This window comes from Streptomyces sp. NPDC054786 (assembly GCF_053611685.1).
The window spans coordinates 15,415-31,230 of the sequence record NZ_JBSHAW010000024.1 but is presented as its reverse complement, the minus strand read 5'-3'; the positions used below and the strand labels follow the sequence as shown (position 1 = coordinate 31,230).

General features: G+C 70.2%; 14 protein-coding genes. 11 read left to right on the top strand and 3 right to left on the bottom strand.

Annotated elements, in window-relative coordinates; genetic code table 11:
• Positions 1–122: 122 nt before the first annotated feature.
• Positions 123–956, bottom strand: coding sequence for an oxidoreductase (locus ACWGI6_RS20900; RefSeq protein WP_453268910.1), 834 nt, complete (start codon positions 954–956; stop codon positions 123–125).
• 103 nt (positions 957–1,059) lie between these two features.
• Here ACWGI6_RS20900 and ACWGI6_RS20895 point away from each other — a divergent pair, with 103 nt between their 5' ends.
• Both ACWGI6_RS20895 and ACWGI6_RS20890 read left to right on the top strand, forming a co-directional pair.
• A complete protein-coding gene (locus ACWGI6_RS20895; RefSeq protein ID WP_453268909.1) occupies positions 1,060–1,965 on the top strand; it encodes a LysR family transcriptional regulator in 906 nt (301 codons plus the stop codon).
• 300 nt (positions 1,966–2,265) lie between these two features.
• The gene (locus tag ACWGI6_RS20890; protein ID WP_453268908.1) at positions 2,266–3,399 is read left to right on the top strand and encodes an IS630 family transposase; all 1,134 of its coding nucleotides are present in this window, start codon (positions 2,266–2,268) and stop codon (positions 3,397–3,399) included.
• 7 nt (positions 3,400–3,406) lie between these two features.
• Here the strand turns inward: ACWGI6_RS20890 and ACWGI6_RS20885 are convergent, their stop codons facing one another.
• Positions 3,407–3,901, bottom strand: coding sequence for a DinB family protein (locus tag ACWGI6_RS20885; RefSeq protein ID WP_453268907.1), 495 nt, complete (start codon positions 3,899–3,901; stop codon positions 3,407–3,409).
• A 530-nt stretch (positions 3,902–4,431) separates the two neighbouring features.
• Between ACWGI6_RS20885 and ACWGI6_RS20880 the strand changes: the two genes are divergently transcribed.
• From ACWGI6_RS20880 to ACWGI6_RS20840, 9 genes are all read left to right on the top strand, one after another.
• Positions 4,432–6,171: a PKD domain-containing protein gene (locus tag ACWGI6_RS20880; RefSeq protein WP_453268906.1), complete on the top strand. Its 1,740-nt coding sequence runs from the start codon at positions 4,432–4,434 to the stop codon at positions 6,169–6,171.
• Between the two features lie 368 nt (positions 6,172–6,539).
• Positions 6,540–6,701, top strand: a complete 162-nt coding sequence (locus ACWGI6_RS20875) for a putative leader peptide (protein WP_453268905.1) — start codon at positions 6,540–6,542, stop codon at positions 6,699–6,701.
• A gap of 491 nt (positions 6,702–7,192) precedes the next feature.
• Positions 7,193–8,263: an ABC transporter substrate-binding protein gene (locus ACWGI6_RS20870; protein ID WP_453268904.1), complete on the top strand. Its 1,071-nt coding sequence runs from the start codon at positions 7,193–7,195 to the stop codon at positions 8,261–8,263.
• 3 nt (positions 8,264–8,266) lie between these two features.
• On the top strand, positions 8,267–9,163 hold the full coding sequence (locus tag ACWGI6_RS20865) for an ABC transporter ATP-binding protein (protein WP_453268903.1): 897 nt from the start codon (positions 8,267–8,269) through the stop codon (positions 9,161–9,163).
• Positions 9,160–10,107: an ABC transporter permease gene (locus ACWGI6_RS20860; RefSeq protein WP_453268902.1), complete on the top strand. Its 948-nt coding sequence runs from the start codon at positions 9,160–9,162 to the stop codon at positions 10,105–10,107. Before ACWGI6_RS20865 ends, ACWGI6_RS20860 begins: the two co-directional genes overlap by 4 nt.
• 55 nt (positions 10,108–10,162) lie before the next feature.
• A complete protein-coding gene (locus tag ACWGI6_RS20855) occupies positions 10,163–11,518 on the top strand; it encodes an LLM class flavin-dependent oxidoreductase (protein ID WP_453268901.1) in 1,356 nt (451 codons plus the stop codon).
• Entirely contained in the window at positions 11,515–13,128 is a 1,614-nt protein-coding gene (locus tag ACWGI6_RS20850) for an FAD-binding protein (protein ID WP_453268900.1), read from the top strand. The genes ACWGI6_RS20855 and ACWGI6_RS20850 overlap by 4 nt, the downstream gene beginning before the upstream one ends.
• A complete protein-coding gene (locus tag ACWGI6_RS20845) occupies positions 13,125–13,493 on the top strand; it encodes a 4Fe-4S dicluster domain-containing protein (RefSeq protein ID WP_453268899.1) in 369 nt (122 codons plus the stop codon). Before ACWGI6_RS20850 ends, ACWGI6_RS20845 begins: the two co-directional genes overlap by 4 nt.
• Before the next feature lie 14 nt (positions 13,494–13,507).
• On the top strand, positions 13,508–14,410 hold the full coding sequence (locus ACWGI6_RS20840) for a TauD/TfdA dioxygenase family protein (protein WP_453268898.1): 903 nt from the start codon (positions 13,508–13,510) through the stop codon (positions 14,408–14,410).
• Between the two features lie 314 nt (positions 14,411–14,724).
• Here ACWGI6_RS20840 and ACWGI6_RS20835 read toward each other — a convergent pair whose 3' ends face one another.
• Positions 14,725–15,678, bottom strand: a complete 954-nt coding sequence (locus ACWGI6_RS20835) for an IS481 family transposase (protein ID WP_453268897.1) — start codon at positions 15,676–15,678, stop codon at positions 14,725–14,727.
• Positions 15,679–15,816: the final 138 nt, after the last annotated feature.

The window sequence follows — 15,816 nt, the reverse complement described above, 5'->3', positions numbered from 1 at the left end:
GCGTCCCCGACCGCGGCGCCCTGTACGGTCAGCACACCGCCCGCAGCGCCCGCCGCCTGGGTTTCCCGCCGCGCCTGCGTGGAGACGGTGGGCGGGAAGAGGGGCGGAGGCGGCTGGAGGTGTCAGTCGTCGAAGTCGGTGGAGCGGGTGAGCTTTTCCCAGGAGCGGAGTTCGGTGCGGGCGCGGTCGAGGTGGTCGGTGACCGCGTCGGCGGCGTCGTTGCCGAGCGGCAGACGCAGCGGCGGTTCGTCGGCGTCCAGAGCGGTGAGGATGGCGGCCGCGGCCTTGGCCGGGTCCCCGGGTTCCTGGCCGCTTCCGCCCGGCAGCCCGGAACGGACGGGGCCCACGGTGTCCTGGTAGGCGTCCAGGGCCGGGGAGGGCTGCAGTGCTGCGGCGCCGGCGAAGCCGGTACGGAACGCGCCGGGTTCGACGATCAGCACCCGAATGCCGTGCGGGACGACCTCGGCGGCCAATGCCTCGGAGAGCCCCTCCAGGGCGAACTTGGTGGCGCAGTAGGCGCCGACTCCGGCGAAGGCGAACCGCCCACCCATGCTGGTCAGCTGCACGATGGCGCCCGAGCCCCGGCGGCGCATGTGCGGCAGCGCGGCCCGGGTGAGTGCGGCCGGGCCGAAGAAGTGCAGGTCCATCAGGTCCCGCAGCTCCGCGTCGGTGGTCTCCTCGACTGCTCCCACCATGCCTCGTCCGGCGTTGTTGACCAGGACGTCGATCCGGCCGTGCCGGGCTGCCACGCCGTCGACTGCGGCTTGGATGCCCGCGATGTCGGTGACGTCCAGCGGTAGCGCCTCGACCTGGTCCGGGTGCGCGGTGACCAGGTCGTCGAGCAGCGCAGTGCGGCGGGCGGCGGCGACCACGATGTCGCCCGCAGCCACCGCCGCTTCGGTGATCGCCCGGCCGAACCCGCTGCTCGCCCCGGTGACCAGCCATACCTTGTTCATATTCTTCTCCTTGTGCCGGGTGATCCGCTGTTCTCGGCGGTCCGTGTGTGAACTACCTTGCAAGGCACACCGGTTGCCCGTCCAAGATCCGCTGTGATAGCCGATGGTTATGGACGTTCACGGACGGGACCTGAGGTACTTCGCCGCAGTGGCCGAGGAGCTGCACTTCACGCGCGCAGCCGAGCGGCTGTACGTCTCGCAGCCCGCGCTGAGCAAGCAGATCAGGATGCTGGAGAAACAAGTGGGGGCCGCGTTGTTCGAGCGCGACCGGCGCGAAGTGCGCCTCAGCGCGGTCGGGGCAGCGCTGCTGCCGCATGCTCAGCGCATTCTCGCCGAGTGGGAGGCAGCCCAGGAGGCCCTCGCCCGGGTCGTGGCCGACCAGGCGGCCGTCCTCGTCGTGGGGATGAGTACCAGCCCGGGGCGCGGGGGCGTGCTGCCGGCGATCCGCTCCCGCTTCACCGCCGCGCACCCTGGTGCCCGCCTCAGACTTCGCCAGGTCCCCTGGCACGACTCGACCGCCGGGCTCGCCGACGGAACGTGCGACGCAGCGTTCGTCTGGCTACCGCTGCCCGATCCGGACCGCTACCGGTGGGTGGTGGTCGCCGAGGAACCCCGCCTGGTCGCCATGGCCGATACTCACCCGCTCGCCGACAGGGAGATCATCGACTTCACCGACCTGCTGGACGAGCCGTTCCTCGCGCTGCCCGACAGCGCCGGGCCGCTGCGGGACTACTGGCTCGCCACCGACGCCCGCGCCGGGAAGCCGGCACTCATCGGCGCGGAGGTGGCAAGCACCGAGGAGACGTACGAGGCGCTCGTCGCGGGTCTCGGCGTGGTCCTGCTGGCGGCCGGGAACACCCCGCTGATCACCCTCGGCGGAGTCGTCACCCGTGCGGTGAGGGGCGTCTCGCCCAGCCGCTTCGCCCTGGCCTGGCGCGCCGACGACCGCCGCCCGCTGGTGCAGGAGTACGTGCGCGCGTGTGAGCTGGCGACCGAGACAACGGACTGAGGCGGGGCGCAGCCGCGAGAAGTGCAGGGATCCGCTCCCGACGGCGGGAGTAGGGCCGAAGCTCCCCGTGGCCGACTCCCGGGGTCGGGAAACACGATTGCCGATGCTCAGCGCATACGTCCCGTTCGACGACGCACCGCCCGCGAGCCCTGTGAGGGCTGCGCCTACCTCGTCGCCGCGGCCCTGGAGCTGACGGATCTCCTCGGCCCGGTGGCGCCCGGCACACCGTCGAACGGCGCTCGGGGGTGGAGCGCCAGCCAGTTTTGTTCGCGGGCGGCGCGCGGCCGTCAGGCTGTGCGGGTGGCAGAACGCGTACGCGTCCGTGAGATCGACGATGATGAGGGCAGATGGCTGCTGCGGATCATCCGCAGGGGCACCGGGTCGGTGGTGACCTGGCGGCGGGCCCAGATGGTGCTGCTGTCCGCGCAGGGGATGCCGGTGGCGAAGATCGCCGAGGTGACGTTCACCAGCCCCGACCGGGTCCGGGATGTGATCCACAACTTCAACGCCGACGGCTTCGACTCCCTTTACCCGAAGTACAGGGGCGGGCGCCCGAAGACCTTCACCCTCTCCGAGCGACGGGAGATCAAGAAGATCGCCAAGTCCAAGCCGGCCGAGCACGGCCTGCCGTTCTCGACCTGGAGCCTGGCCAAGCTGGCTGACTTCCTGGTCGCCGAGGGGGTGGTCGACGACATCAGCCACGAGGGCCTTCGGGTCCTGCTCCGCGAGGAGGGCGTCTCCTTTCAACGCGTGAAGACCTGGAAGACCTCCCGCGGCCCCGACTACGCCACGAAGAAAGCCCGCGTCGAGCACCTCTACGCGATCGCCGACGGCGAGGTCATACCCGAGGACGGCGAGCCAGAAGCCGTCTTCTGCATGGACGAGTTCGGCCCGCTCAACCTCCAGCCCCACCCCGGGCGGCAGTGGGCCGAGCGCGGCGGGAAGCACAAGGCCCCCGACCGGCAGCCGAGGCCCCGCCGACGGGCGACCTACACCCGCCCGCACGGAGTCCGGCACCTGTTCGCCGCCTTGGACCTGGGCAAGAACAAGCTCTACGGCCACATCAAGCCGAGAAAGCACCGTACAAGGTTCCTGGAGTTCTGCCGCTACCTCCGCAGCCTCTACCCGCCCGAGATCCGCATTGCGGTCGTGCTCGACAACTTCTCCCCGCACCTGACCACGAAGAAAGACACCCGGGTCGTCGACTGGGCAGCAGCCAACAACGTCGAGCTCGCCTACACACCGACCAACAGTTCCTGGCTCAACCGCATCGAGGCCCAGTTCACCGCCCTGCGCTACTTCACCCTGGACGGCACCGACCACGCCAGCCACAAGGAGCAGGGCAGCATGATCCGCCGCTACATCATCTGGCGGAACACGCACGCCGCCGACGAACGGCTCCGCGAGGTGACCGAAAGGGCGAACGTTGCCTGATACAGCGTTAGCGCCCGGTCGTCCCGTCGATCTGTTCCCGCAGGATATCGCCATGGCCAGCATGCCTTGCGGTCTCGCTGGTCATGTGAGCAACGACCCACCGCACCGAGAGGAACGTGCCCTCGACCGGTATCGCGACAGACTCTCCCAGGTCGCCGACGGAACGAATCGCGGCGTCGCTGGCCGCGATCGCCGCGTGGTAATCGGCCAACACCTGCCCGGCACTGCGACCGGCCGGCACCTGCATGCCGACATCCCCAGGATCGTCCGACTCCCGACCGGCCACGTGATACCCGAACCAGAACCGCTCCGCCAGAGTCAGGTGATGGACCAGACCCAACAGCGTGGTCCCCGACTCCACCAGGACCCGGCGTAGCTGCTCCTCCGTCAGACCGTCGGCCTTCTTCACCACGCATTGCCTGGCGAACGATAAGAAAGCCATTGCGGTGTCCAGTTCACCACCGTCATTGCGGGGCACCTGGCGGCGCTGAGCCTCAGCCATGCAGGTGACTCTAGCGGCACCCGTCCCACACCGCGCCGCGAATTACAGGGCGAACGTTGCCTGGTACGGCACTAGGCCGAGAAGCAGCCGAACAGGAGAGATGAGTCATGCCGGGTAAGCAGGTGGCCGCCACCGCTGCTTGCGGTTTCGCACCGGTCATCGACTTGTCTTCAACGGAAACAGTTCTCACAGGCTTGCGAAGGTGGGCGTCACCGCAGTCGAGGCGGGTCCGCGCCTCCTTCAGGCCCGTGCCGTCGAGGACGGCCGTCTTGGGGCCTTGCGAACGCACCCCATAACTGTGGGTAAGTGATCAGTTTCACTCGGCACGGAGCCTCGCCCGGAGTCCATGCCGGTCGCCTGGCTGCGATCATCCCTACCGATGCGGGTTCAGTTGACTCCGTACGGAGCTAAATGACGGCTGAGGCAGGGGTGTTGGCGTGAGATTAGCGTGGTCGCGGTGGGTTGGGCCGAGGCGGGCGGGCAGCGGTGCGGGGCCCGGTCCGAGTGGGCCGGGGGTGGCCCGTCGGTGGTTGACGGGGAGGCGTTTCGCGGCGGTCGGCGCGGTCGTCGTGCTCCTGGGCCAGCTCCTCGGTGGGCTCCCCGCCGCGGCGCAGAGCAGCGCCTTGCCGGGATCGGCGTTCCCCCTCGTCCTCGACGTGGACTTGACGCCGAATCCGGTGTGCAGCGGGGCCGTGCACGGTCGGGTGGAGGTCTACGACCCCGCCGCGGCGAAGGCCGGGGCCACCGTGGAGTGGCGCGTCCGCGCCGGCGACGAGCAGTTGGCCGGCGGGCGCCTCGACATGGCCGCCCAGGTCGGCACGGCCGAGTTCAGCATCCCCTTCGACCGGGTGCCCGCAACCGAGACCGCCTTGCAGGTCGATGCCCGCATCGCCGCCTCGTCCGGCGGCCATGCACCCGGCCGCTACGGCAAGGTCTGGCGGGACACGGTACGCCGGGGGTGCCACCCGGTGCGGGTGGCGTCCGTCGGTGACTCCGTGGTCTGGGGTCAGGGTCTGGACCACGACCAGAAGTTCCCTTATCTGACAGGGGAGTTGCTCGGGCGGGAGACCGGCCGGGGCCATCAGCACATGGACTACTCGATCTCCGGCGCGGTGCTCGACGCGCCCGAGCTGCCCGGGGGCAACGATGACGCGGCCTGTCTGCACACGACGGAGAAGCAGGACCCGGACGGAGACGGGGAGATGGAGTTCGGCGAAGTCACCCAGCAAATGCCGGACGTGTTCTGCCAATTGGAGAAGGCGGGCGCACAGGCACGGGCGGGCGGCTACGGTCTCGATCTGGTCGTGATCAACGGATGCATCAACGACCTCGATCCCTTCTTCGGCATCGGCGTCGGCATCACCCCCGGCTCGGAGAACCTGCCCAAGGCCGTGAAGCGCGAGTGCTCCGGTATCGGCGCGGCAGCGGAGAACCCGGCCAAGGACGTGCCCTACTTCAGCGGCGCGAAGGTCGGATACGGCGGACGCGGGATGCAGGAAGCGATCGAGAAAGCCCACTCCCTGCCGGGGCGGCCGAAGGTGGTCGTGGCCGACTTCTACTACGCGCTGAGCCGCAGCAGCTCTCCGATCCCGGTGAAGAACTGTTCGTCCCCCGGAGTCGCCGGGGCGCGGCTGTCGTCCTGCAAGAGCGCCCTCGGCAGCGTGGCCGAGCGTTACGAGCAATACACACAACTGGCCAATGCCGCCTACCATCAGGCGGCGGCCTCGGCCAACAAGGCGTCCACGGACGGTCCGTACGCGGTTGCCGCCGATGGACTGTTCACCGTGGACAATGCCCTTCTCACCCGGGACTCCAAGGTCTGGAACACTCCGGTGTCCGACCCGGCGTTCCCGCTGCGCACGCGGGCCTGCCCCGAGCTCAGCCCGACTCCGGCGCAGTGTTTGACCGCGGCCGTCGCTCACCCCGACATCGAGGGCGCCCGGCAGTACGCCGACGCCTTTCTCCTCAACCCGAGTGTGCGCGAGTGGTTCCATCTCCCCCGGCAGGGGCCCCGGGCGCAGCTGAACGTCCCGGAGAACGCGCACGTCGGCAGTGAGGTGCGCATGTCGGTGACGGTGAACGGAAAGCCGCCCGCCGTCGGGTACCGCTACCACTGGTACTTCGGCGACGGTACGCAGCGGGAGACCGGCGAGGCAGCCGTCACCCATGTCTTCGACCGTAAGGGACCCTGGCTGCCGCGTCTCGTGATGACCGGTCGGGATGGAGGGAAGGCCCTGGTCGAGGCCCCCCGGGCCGTCACCGCGGACTGAGGGCTCCGTCCGAGGGGCGGCTCGCAGACGCGGGCCGCCCCTCGGCACGTCCGCGCCGTCACCCGATTTCGCCCATCGGCGACAATCGGGGCGAGGGCCGTTCTGTTGGGTCCGGAACCCTTGGCCGGGGGCGGACCGTCATACGCGCCTTGCGGCGGCTGCGCCGGCAATGACCAGCGCCGACACCGGCCGCCCGGCAATACGCCCCCGCTGTCCGTTCCCACTCCCGGTTCCCACTCTCCGTTCCCGCTCCCGATTCCCGCTCTCCGTCCGGCCCCGCGTCGACGACGCCATGAAGGGCAGTGCGCGCGGGGGCCATCGCGAAGCGGGGTGTCTTCACCCGGTTGTGAACGGCGTGCTTCACGCGCGTGACAGGAAATTCGGAGTGTGAGACGCATCCGGAAGAACCGTTGACGTGGCTTATTTTCGCTGCCAACCTCTCGGGTGTGAGCCAGTCCGAGAAATTCGCCGCACGCCTGCACGTCGATCTGCGACGTCAGGCCAGCGCCATCTGTGCCGCTGGTCGCTAGTCCTGCCGACCGGCGCCGCCTCCTGACTCCTTTCACGGTTGATGTGCACGCCGGGCCACTGATGCGGCCGATGGCGGGTAACGCCTGCTGATCCCGGCTGTCCGCGCCGTCGGACGGCCGTACGGCAGAGCCGTCGGCGCCGCGGTTTTCTCGCCCGCTTCCGTGAATGGCGGGATTTCTCGCAGGCAACTCCCGGCGATTCCCCTTTCCCCCTTTCCCCCTTTCCCCCTTTCCCCCTTTCGGTGTTCGTCCTGCCCGGATGAAAACCCCGGGCGCACCACTTCCGGCCGGGGTGACCCTCATACCGAGGAGCAGGCCTTGGCGTCGGTTCTCCCATGTCGGAAATCCCGTCCGCGGACTTCCGAGCCGCCTTTGTGGCCGACCAGGCGGTGAGCGAGGCGGACGCCGCCGCGCAGCACGTCAGCCCTCCTCTTCTCCAGCAGCTCAGGAACGCACACCAGCCGCTCCACCGATCCCGAACAGGACCCTTCATGACCACGCTGAACGCATCGACCCGACGACAGTTCCTCACTCTGCTCGGTCTTTCGGCGGTCGCGGTGAGCTGCGGCACGACTGCGGCCGGAGCACCCGGCAAGGACCAGACCAAGACGCTCCGGTATCAGGGCTGGGCGGGCCAGGTCACCTTGCCGGAGCTGGCCGAGGATCTCGGCTATCTGGAGGACGTGAAGCTGAAGTGGGTCGGCAACACGATCAGCGGACCGCAGGACATCCAGTCCGCGGCCACGGGCCAGATCGACTTCGGCGGGGCGTTCAACGGCGCGGTCGTCAAACTGGCCGCGAACAAGGCCCCCATCAAGGCGGTCATCAGCTACTACGGCTCCGACAAGGGCGCCTACAACGGCTACTACGTGCTCGACGACAGCCCGATCCGCTCGGCCCACGACCTGGTCGGCAAGAAGGTCGGGATGAACACCCTCGGCGCCCACGCCGAGGCGTTGCTCGACACCTATCTGGAGCGGGGCGGCTTGTCCCAGGGTCAGGTGGGCAAGGTCGAACCCCTGGTGGTGCCGCCCGTCAACACCGAACAGAGCCTGCGCAAGCGCCAGATCGAGGTCGCCGTCCTCGGCGGCATTCTGCGCGACAAGGCCCTGGCAAAGGGCGGTATCCGCCCGCTGTTCACCGACTACCAGCTGCTCGGCGCCTTCAGTGCCGGCACGTATGTGATGACGGACCGCTTCCTCGCGCAGAACCCCGACACCGCGCGGACCTTCGTCACCGGGGTGGGGCGGGCCATCGAGTGGTCGCGGTCCACTCCGCGCAAGGAGGTCATCGCCCGGATGACGGACATCGTGAAGAAGCGGGGCCGCAATGAGGAAGCCGATCCCCTGCGGTACTGGAAGTCGTTCGGCGTCGCCGAGACGGCAGGCCGTATCACCGGCAAGGAACTCCAGCTCTGGATCGACTGGCTGGCCAAGCGCGGCGACATCCAGAAGGACCAGGTGACGCTTTCCGAGCTCTACACCAATGAGTTCAACGCCAACCGTGGCGGTGGCGCACCGTCCGCTTCGCCGTCCTCCTCCGCTGCGAAGAGCGGGAGCTGACCCATGCCGGAATCCACCACACCCAAGATCGCGTTCGAAGGCGTACGGAAGGACTTCACCGTCAAGGAACGGGCGGGGAAGCGCCAGGGCAAGAGCCGGGCGGACAAGAGCCGGGCGGGACAGGACCGTGCGGGGGCACGCTGGGCAACCACCCGGCTCACCGCCCTCGACGGCATCGACCTGGAGATAGCGGCGGGCGAGTTCGTCGTCCTGGTCGGTCCCAGTGGCTGCGGGAAGTCGACTCTGCTGGATCTGCTCGGCGGTCTCGCCCGTCCCACCGCCGGGCGGATCCTCCTGGACGGCGAGCCCGTCACGGGCCCGGGGCTGGACCGCGGAATCGTCTTCCAGCAGTACGCGCTGCTGCCGTGGCGCACGGCGCAGGGCAATGTCGAGTTCGGCCTGGAGGCCACCGGGGTCCCGCGGCGCGAGCGCGCCGCACGGGCCAGGGAGTTTCTGGACCTGGTCGGGCTGTCCGGGTTCGAGAACCGCCATCCGCACGAGCTGTCGGGCGGCATGCGGCAGCGGGTCGCGATCGCTCGCAGCCTCGCCTACGACCCCGATGTGCTGCTGATGGACGAGCCGTTCGCCGCCCTGGACGCCCAGACCAGGGAGTCGCTGCAGGACGAACTGCTCCGGATCTGGCAGCGCACCGGAAAGACGGTCGTCTTCATCACGCACGGGATCGAAGAGGCCGTCTATCTGGGCCGGCGGGTCGCCGTCATGACCTCCCGGCCCGGCCGGATCAAGCAGGTCGTACCGATCGCCTTCGACTCCCGCACGGCGACGGACGACCTGCGCTCCAGTGCCGAGTTCGCACGCTACCGGCACGAAATCTGGTCGCTGCTGCACGACGAGGTGGCCAGGGCCCAGCAGTTGGAGAAGGAGGAGGTTTCCGTATGAGCCCCGCGGTCGGCACGAGCACCGCAACCGGCACGAGCCCCGCGGCCGGCCCGGACCAGGCCGCTCCCGGCCCGGCCCCTGCCCTCCCCGCGCCCACGCCACCCCGGACACCGCCACCGGGCCGGCGCCAAGAACCCGGAGCGGTTGCGGTCCACTTGCGCCAGGCGGCGCGTCGGCTGCCGTCCCTGCTCCTGAAGGGGGCCACCAAGACCGCTGCCATCGCCGCCCTGCTGCTCCTCTGGGAGGCCGCGCCGCGGCTCGGCCTGGTCGACCGGACGTTCCTGCCGCCGTTCAGCGAGGTCACCGGTGCCTGGTGGGAGCTGGCGGCCGACGGCCGGCTGGCCGACAACGCGGGCGCCAGCCTGGCACGGTCGTTCAGCGGATTCGGTCTCGCGGTGGCCGTCGCCGTGCCGCTCGGTCTGCTGATCGGCTGGTACCGGCCGGTCGCCGAGCTGCTCGGTCCGCTGCTGGAGGTGTTCCGCAACACCGCCGCACTCGCCCTGCTACCGGTGTTCGTGCTGCTGCTGGGGATCGGCGAGACATCAAAGATCTCCATCGTGGTGTACGCCTGCGTCTGGCCGATCCTGCTCAACACCATCAGCGCCGTACGCACGGTCGACCCCACGCTGCTCCGCCTCGCCAGGTCGATGGACCTGTCCGCGCGGCGGGTGTTCCAGAAAGTCATCCTGCCGTCCGCGGTGCCGGTCATGTTCACCGGTATCCGGCTGGCCGGAGCGGCCTCGATCCTGGTGCTGGTCGCGGCCGAGATGATCGGTGCCAAGGCCGGTCTGGGCTATCTGATCAACGCCTCGCAGTACAACTTCGCGATCCCGCAGATGTACGCGGGCATCATCACGATCTCCGCCATCGGCGTGGCCTTCAACCAGTTCCTGGTGACCGTGGAACGGCGGCTCAGCTCCTGGCGCGTCCCGACTGCCGGCTGACCCGGCCGGCCCGGCGCCCCGCCCGGCCCACTCACCCCCGCTCCGAGGAGCCCTCATGCCCGCACCCACCCAACGCCGGCTGCATCTCAACGCCTTCCTGATGAACGCCGGCCACCACGACGCCGCCTGGCGCCACCCTCGTCCCCAGCCCGAACGCGTCACGGATCTGCGCTACTTCCAGCAGCTCGCACAGACCGCCGAGCGCGGCCGGCTCGACTCGATCTTCTTCGCCGACGGTCTGGCCCTGTGGGGGAAGGTCCGCCACAACGCCCTCGGTGGCTTCGAACCGCTCACCCTGCTGTCCGCCCTGGCCGCGGTCACCGAGCACATAGGCCTGATCGCCACCGTATCGACCACCTTCAACGAGCCGTTCCACACCGCCCGTAAATTCGCCTCGCTGGACCACATCAGCGGCGGCCGGGCCGGCTGGAACATCGTCACCTCCGGCACCGTGAACGAGGCCCGCAACTTCGGGCAGGACGAGCATCTGGAACACCGGCTGCGCTACGAGCGGGCGCGGGAGTTCGTCGAGGTCGCCACGAAGCTGTGGGACAGCTGGGAGGACGATGCGATCCTGCTCGACCGTGAGCGCGGCGTCTATGCCGACACCGACAAGGTGCGGGCGATCAACCACCGCGGGGCGTACTTCGGGGTGCAGGGCCCGCTGAACGTCCCGCGCACCCCGCCGGGCCATCCGCTGCTGGTGCAGGCCGGTTCGTCGGAGGACGGCAGGGAGTTCGCCGCCGAGTACGCCGAGGCCGTCTTCACCGCCCAGCAGACGCTCGCCGACGGCCAGGGCTTCTACAAGGACCTCAAGTCCCGGCTGGCGCGCCACGGCCGGGCCGAGGACGACCTGAAGATCCTGCCCGGGATCTGCCCGGTCATCGGCTCGACCGAGGCCGAGGCCCGCGCGCTGGAGCAGGAGCTGACCGAGCTGCAGGTCCCGGAGTACGGGCTCGCCCAGCTGTCCGGGATGCTCGGCACCGATCTGACCGGGCTGCCGCTGGACGGGCCGCTGCCCGAGCTGCCCGAGGAGCGGGACATCAACGGGAACAAGAGCCGTTTCACGCTCGTCGCCGAACTCGCCCGCCACGACGGCCTCACCCTGCGGGAACTCATCGCCCGGCTCGGCGGCGGACGCGGTCACCGGGTCTTCGCCGGCACCCCGGAGCAGATCGCCGACCAGCTCCAGGAGTGGTTCACCCAAGGGGCCGCCGACGGCTTCAACGTCATGCCGCCCCATCTGCCGGGCGGCCTGGAGGACTTCGTCGACCAGGTCGTGCCGCTCCTCCAGCGGCGCGGTCTGTTCCGTACCGAGTACACCGGCCGCACCCTGCGGGAACACTACGGCCTGTCCCGCCCGGTCAACCGGCTGGCCGCGGCCGCCTCGGGAGAGGGGCGGCCGGCATGACCGGACTCGACCTCACCACCGAGGTGCTGGTGGTCGGCGGCGGGCCCGCAGCCACCTGGGCCGCGCTCAAGGCGGCCCAGGCCGGGGCGGACGTCGTCCTCGCCGACAAGGGCTACTGCGGCACCAGCGGCGCCACCGCCTCGGGCGGCACGGGCGTCTGGTACGTCCCGCCGGAGCCGACCGCCCGCCGGGCCGCCCTGGAAAGCCGGGAGGCGCTGGGCGGATATCTGGCCGACCGGCGCTGGAAGGAACGCGTACTGGACCAGACGTATGCCGGCATGAACGAGCTGGCCGCGGCGGGCCGTTACCCCTTCCCGGCCGGCCCGGACGGCAAGCCGCTCAGGAACGGGCTGCAGGGCCCGGAGTACATGCGCCGGATGCGTATCCGGGTCCAGCGGGCCGGTGTGCGGATCCTGGACCACAGTCCGGTCACCGAGCTGCTCACCGACCCGTTGGGCGCGGCCGCCGGAGCCGGCGGCCACCGGCGCCAGGCCGGGTACCCCTATCGCGTACGCGCCGGGGCGGTCGTCCTCGCCACCGGCGGCTGCGCGTTCCTCAGCGGCGCGCTGGGCTGCAACGTCGACACCGGGGACGGGGCGCTGTTCGCCGCCGAGGCCGGCGCGGAGCTGTCGGGGATGGAGTTCTCCAACGCGTACGGCATCGCACCCGAAGGCACCTCGGTCACCAAGACCGCCTTCTACTCCTTCGCGACCTTCTACCACGAGGACGGGACGGTCCTGGAGGGCGCGGCGAGCCAGGGCGGCCGGTCGGTGATCGCCAAGGCGCTGCTCGGCGAGAAGGTGTACTGCCGCCTCGACCGGGCCGACGCGGCCGCCCGGCAGGCGATGCGGCTGGCCCAGCCGAACTTCTTCCTCACCTTCGACCGCCTGGGCGTCGACCCCTTCACCGAGCTCTTCGCCGTCACACTGCTCGCCGAGGGCACGGTGCGCGGCACCGGTGGCATCCGCATCACCGGCGACGACTGCGCCACCACCGTCCCCGGGCTGTACGCGGCCGGGGACGCCGCGACCCGTGAGCTGATCTGCGGTGGTTTCACCGGAGGCGGCAGTCACAACGCCGCGTGGGCCATCTCCTCCGGCACCTGGGCGGGCCGGGGCGCGGCCCGTCACGCCCGCTCCCTCGGCGCCCGCGCCGGCACCCGGCCCCTGACGGCCGCGGGCGGGGCCGGGCTCCGGCCGACCGGCACGCCGGGCCCGGCCGACGGCTTCCGAGATGCCGTCACCGCGGTCCAGGGCGAAGTGCTGCCGTACGAGAAGAACTATCTGCGCCACGGCGACCGGCTCGCCGCCTCGCTGCACCTGCTCGACGGCGTCTGGCAGGAGCTGCGCGCCGCCGTCCGGGCCGATGGCGGCGATGCCGTACGGGCCCGGCAGGCCGCAGCGATGGCCGCCCACGCGCGCTGGATGTACGCCTCGGCGCTGGCCCGCACCGAGACCCGCGGCATGGCCAAGCGCCTCGACTTCCCGGAACAGGACCCCGGGCAGCACCACCGCATCGTCAGTGGCGGCCTCGACCGGGTGTGGACCCGGCCCGAACCCCTGACGGCGGTGGTGACCTCACCGACCGCACCACTGGAGGCGGCTTCATGATCGAACTGGTCTCGGCGGAACGCTGTATCGCCTGCGACAAGTGCATCAAGGTCTGCCCCACCGACGTCTTCGACCGCGGCACGGACGGCATCCCGGTGCTCGCGCGCCGCTCCGACTGCCAGACCTGCTTCCAGTGCGAGGCGAACTGCCCGGCCGACGCCCTGTATGTCGCACCCCAGACCCGGCCCCTGCCCGACGATCCGGCGGTGCGCGATGAGGAGCACCTGGACCGTACGGGCCTCCTCGGCAGCTACCGCCGCGCCATCGGCTGGGGAGAAGGCCGCACCCCCGGCGCTCTGCGCGCCATCGGCCCGGCGCTCAACCCGCCGGGTTCCAAAGCCACCTCACTACCCATCACCTCTTGAAGGGATCACCACCCATGTCCAGCAGCAGCACCAGCTTCGACATCCGCAGGATCGGGGGACGCATCGGCGCCGAGATCGTCGGCGTGGACCTCGGCGCCGGCCCCGACCCCGCCCTCGTCACCGAGATCAACTCCGCGCTCCTGCAACACAAGGCGCTGGTCTTCCGCCACCAGCAGCTCGACGACGCCGGCCAGCTCCGCTTCGCCTCCCTCTTCGGCGAGCTCACCACCGCGCACCCCACCGTCCCCTCCGTCGACGGGCAGCCCAACATCCTGCCGGTCGACGGCGACGAGGGCATCCGCGCCAACCGGTGGCACACCGATGTCACCTTCGTCCGCACTCCCCCGAAGGCGTCCACCCTGCGCAGCATCGTGGTCCCGCCTTACGGCGGCAACACGCTCATCGCCAACACGGCCGCCGCGTACCGGGATCTGCCCGAGCCGCTGCGCGAGCTGGCCGACAAGCTGTGGGCGGTCCACACCAACGACTACGACTATGCCGCCCCGAAGAACGAGAAGGCCGCCGAGCACCGCAAGAAGTTCGTCTCGCGGAAGTACCGCACCGCACACCCCGTGGTACGCGTTCACCCCGAGTCCGGGGAGCGGGGGCTGTTCATCGGCGGCTTCGCCCAGAGCATCGTCGGCCTCGGCCCGTCCGATTCCCGCGATCTCCTGCGCCTGTTCCAGTCCTATGTCACCCGCCCCGAGAACATCGTGCGGGTGTCCTGGACTCCCGGCGACCTCGTCCTGTTCGACAACCGCATCACCCAGCACTACGCCCCCGACGACTACGGCGATCTGCCGCGTCTGCTCCACCGGGTGACCGTCGCCGGCGATGTACCGGCCGGCATCGACGGCAGGCTCAGCCACGCCATCGAAGGCGACGACGCCACCCACTACACACCCGCCGCTGCCTGAGTCCGTCCGCCGGGGCGGAAACCGGAGATCCGGTTTCCGCCCCGGCCGCATGCCGTCCACCGGACTGGAAGGTGATGGCCTCGTCCGGCGGCGGACCCCGGGCCGTCAGTCCGTGCCCCGGCACCGTCACCGCGGCCGCTCGCCCCATCCGGCTCCGCTCGTGACGGGAGTCCACGAGAAGGAAGCGCCACCATGACAACCTCGTGCGCCCTGCCCAGGTTCCCGGTTTCACCGTGACATTCCTCCGCCACCGGATGCCTTCTCGTCACGGTTCTCAGCTGTGCATACTCCACGCCGGCCGTGCCTCAACCCGCCTAGGTGTGCTGTCCGGAGAGGTTGGTGACGCGGCTGGCTGGGGTGTGGCCGCTGATTCCGGTGTGGGGTCGGTGGTAGTTGTACCAGTCCAGCCAGTCGGGAAACGCTGCCTGTCGTTCGGCGTCTGAGGTGTAGGGCTGGTGGTAGGCCCATTCCTCGAGCAGGGTGCGGTGGAAGCGTTCGACCTTGCCGTTGGTCTGCGGGCGCCAGGGCCGGGTCCAGCGTGGCTGGATGCCCAGCTCGCGGCAGGTCTGGCGCCAGGTGTTCTTGGTGTAGGCCCAGGCGTTGTCGGTCAGCACCCGTTCGACGGTGACACCGCACTGCGTGAACCAGGCCGTGGCGCGGGTCAGGAAGCCCGCGCAGGTGTCTGCCTTCTCGTCGGGGAGGTCTTCGGTGTAGGCGAGTCGGGTGTGGTCGTCCAGGGCGGTGTGCAGGTAGGCGAGCCCGGCTCCGTTGCGGTTCTTGCGTCCGGCCGCGCGGCCGAGGGCCTTGTGGCCGCCGCCATCAGGGATGCGGCCGAGTTTCTTGACGTCGATGTGGACCAGTTCGCCGGGGCGGGCTCGTTCGTAGCGGCGCACGGGTTCGCCGGTGGCCCGGTCGGTGGCGGCCAGCGGTGGCAGGCCGTTGCGGGTGAGGATCCGGTGGGCGGTGGAAGCGGCGACACCAGTACGGGCAGCCAGTCGCAGCGGGCCGATCCGGTGCTCATGTCGCAGACGGAGCACCTGTTTCTCGACCGCGGCGGACGTGCGGCGAGGCTGGTGACAGGGGCGGCTGGAGCAGTCTTCCATCCCTGCGTGGCCGTGCAGCCGGTAGCGGCCGGCCCAGCGGAAGGCGGTGGTGTGGCTGACCTGGAACCGTTCCGCGGCACGGCGCAGAGGCCAGCCGTCGTCGACGACGCACCGGGCCAGACGCAGGCTGCCGGTCGGCGTCAGCGGGGCGTTACGGTGGATCACGAGGGCCTCCTGCACTCGGCGGTAGATGTCGCAATCCCCACCGAGCCAGAAGGCCCTCACCTCGTTCAAGCACCCAGCACGCGTGTCACCAACGTGCCGGGACAGCACACCTAGGGGCGCGGGCTGTTCAGAAGGAGC

Coding starts and splice junctions, on each gene's coding strand:
- ACWGI6_RS20895 (WP_453268909.1), top strand. CDS start 1,060: ATGGTTATGGACGTTCACGGACGGGACCTGAGGTACTTCGCCGCAGTG.
- ACWGI6_RS20860 (WP_453268902.1), top strand. CDS start 9,160: ATGAGCCCCGCGGTCGGCACGAGCACCGCAACCGGCACGAGCCCCGCG.
- ACWGI6_RS20885 (WP_453268907.1), bottom strand. CDS start 3,901: ATGGCTGAGGCTCAGCGCCGCCAGGTGCCCCGCAATGACGGTGGTGAA.
- ACWGI6_RS20855 (WP_453268901.1), top strand. CDS start 10,163: ATGCCCGCACCCACCCAACGCCGGCTGCATCTCAACGCCTTCCTGATG.
- ACWGI6_RS20840 (WP_453268898.1), top strand. CDS start 13,508: ATGTCCAGCAGCAGCACCAGCTTCGACATCCGCAGGATCGGGGGACGC.
- ACWGI6_RS20865 (WP_453268903.1), top strand. CDS start 8,267: ATGCCGGAATCCACCACACCCAAGATCGCGTTCGAAGGCGTACGGAAG.
- ACWGI6_RS20845 (WP_453268899.1), top strand. CDS start 13,125: ATGATCGAACTGGTCTCGGCGGAACGCTGTATCGCCTGCGACAAGTGC.
- ACWGI6_RS20850 (WP_453268900.1), top strand. CDS start 11,515: ATGACCGGACTCGACCTCACCACCGAGGTGCTGGTGGTCGGCGGCGGG.
- ACWGI6_RS20870 (WP_453268904.1), top strand. CDS start 7,193: ATGACCACGCTGAACGCATCGACCCGACGACAGTTCCTCACTCTGCTC.
- ACWGI6_RS20900 (WP_453268910.1), bottom strand. CDS start 956: ATGAACAAGGTATGGCTGGTCACCGGGGCGAGCAGCGGGTTCGGCCGG.